Source organism: Tepidimonas fonticaldi, assembly GCF_007556755.1.
GTDB lineage: Bacteria > Pseudomonadota > Gammaproteobacteria > Burkholderiales > Burkholderiaceae_C > Tepidimonas > Tepidimonas fonticaldi.
On record NZ_VJOO01000069.1, the window covers coordinates 1 to 1,845 of the forward strand.

The 1,845-nt window shown below is 73.8% G+C and carries 2 protein-coding genes; one reads left to right on the forward strand and one right to left on the reverse strand.

Annotated elements, in window-relative coordinates; genetic code table 11:
* Positions 1–246 precede the first annotated feature (246 nt).
* Complete coding sequence (xdhC, locus tag Tfont_RS14320; RefSeq protein WP_260682414.1) at positions 247–1,083, forward strand: xanthine dehydrogenase accessory protein XdhC; 837 nt, start codon at positions 247–249, stop codon at positions 1,081–1,083.
* Positions 1,084–1,095: 12 nt separating this feature from the next.
* Here xdhC and Tfont_RS14325 read toward each other — a convergent pair whose 3' ends face one another.
* Positions 1,096–1,845 (reverse strand): haloacid dehalogenase type II, encoded by a 750-nt coding sequence (locus tag Tfont_RS14325; protein WP_068610603.1) that lies wholly within the window; start codon positions 1,843–1,845, stop codon positions 1,096–1,098.

Genomic DNA, 1,845 nt, shown 5'->3' on the forward strand with positions numbered 1-1,845 from the left:
CGGCCGAGGTGGCGCGCGAGCTACGAGCTCAACGAAGGCCAGCACCGCGGTCACCAGCACCACCCAACCCCAGCCGCGCAGCCGGTCGTGGAAGGCCGGCCGGCGGGGCGCGGGCGGCAGGGGCGAGTCGAACGTCAAAGCCATCGGAGCGGTGGGACGGTGCCAGGGGCGCCCCGTCCCGGTGGTGGAGTTCCGCGGATTGTGCGCCAACGGCCCGGGCCTTTCAACCCCGGCGATACTGAAGGCATGAAGGACGACATGGACGGATGGCAGTTGCGCGGGGGCGATCTGGACGGCGCGCTGGCGGCCCTGGCGGACGGGCCCGGGACGCTGGTGATGGTCGAGCGCGGCGAGGGTTCGGTGCCGCGCGAGGCGGGCGCCTGGATGCTCGTGACTGCGCGGGACGTGGTGGGTACCATCGGCGGCGGGCAACTGGAGTGGCAGGTCATCCAGCATGCCCGGGCCCGGCTGGGCGCCGCGGGTGATGCGCCGGACGAACGGTTGCGCTACCCGCTGGGCCCCCGCCTGGGACAGTGCTGCGGGGGGGTGGTGTATGTGCGGCTGCGGCGTGTCACGGCGGCCGACGCGGCCGCGCTGCGCGGGGTGTGGACGGCGGCGCACCTGCCCGTGGCGTTGTTCGGCGGCGGCCATGTCGGGCGGGCCATCGAACGGGCGCTGCGGCCGCTGCCCTTTGCCCTGACCTGGATCGACAGCCGCGATGGCGTGTTCCCGCCCGACCTGCCGCCCGCCGTGGCGGCCGAGCATTCGGACCCCGTGGAGCGGGCCGTGCCCGGTCTGGCCCCGCACAGCCGGGTGCTGATCATGAGCTTCAGCCATGCGGAGGACCTGGCCATCGTGGACGCCTGCCTGCAGCGGCTGCGCACGCGCGACGATCTGCCCTTCGTGGGGCTGATCGGCAGCCGCACCAAGTGGGCCGCGTTTCAGAACCGCCTGCGGGCGCGGGGGCACGACGATGCGGCGCTGGCGCGGATCACCTGCCCCATCGGCATCCCCGGCTTGGTGGGCAAGGAGCCGGAGGTGATTGCCGCCTCGGTCGCGGCCCAACTGCTGATGACGCGCTGAGCCGGCGGCCTCCTATGGGCTGTCCGCAGGCCCCAATCGCTCGGCCAGCTCCGGCAGGCTGCTCACCTCCACATCCACGGGTACGGCCGCGCGGCGCTCGCCCCGGCCGGGGCCATGTTCGTCCGGGCGGGCGACGAAAGCGGTGCGCAGCCCCACCTGGGCGGCAGCGGCCAAATCGTCCGAATGCGCCGCCACCATCATGACGGCCTGGGGCGGCAGATCCAGCGCCTCCACCGCCGCGCGGTACACGCCGGGCTTGGGCTTGTAGTCGCGCGCCAGTTCGGCGCCCAGGATGGCGTCCCACACCCAGCCGTTGTGCCGCGCCAGGTGCACCATCAGCGCAATGTGGCCGTTGGAGCACGGCGCCAGCAGCACCCGCGGCCGCAGGGCGTGCAGGCCGGCGGCGACGTCGGGCCAGGCGTCCAGCCGGTGCCACGCCCGGTTCAGGTGCTCGCGTGTGGCCTCATCCACCCGGTGCGCCAGCCCCCACGCGGTCAGCACGGCGTCCAGGTTCAGGCGGTGCAAATCGTCCAGCTTGCGGTACGGCAGGGCGCCCTCGCGCACGCGCGCCATGGCGGGCTGGTACTGCGCCCGCCACGCGTCGGCGAAGGCCAGCCAATCGGCCTCGATGCCCAGTGGGGCGAGCGCCTGTTTCGCCTGCCGCGCGATGGAGGTGCGCCAGTCCACCAGCGTGCCAAACACATCGAATACGAGGGCGCGGACGTCGCGCAGCGGGTGGGGCGGGGTGGCGATCGGGGGCAT

Coding starts and splice junctions, on each gene's coding strand:
- xdhC (WP_260682414.1), top strand. CDS start 247: ATGAAGGACGACATGGACGGATGGCAGTTGCGCGGGGGCGATCTGGAC.
- Tfont_RS14325 (WP_068610603.1), bottom strand. CDS start 1,845: ATGCCCCCGATCGCCACCCCGCCCCACCCGCTGCGCGACGTCCGCGCC.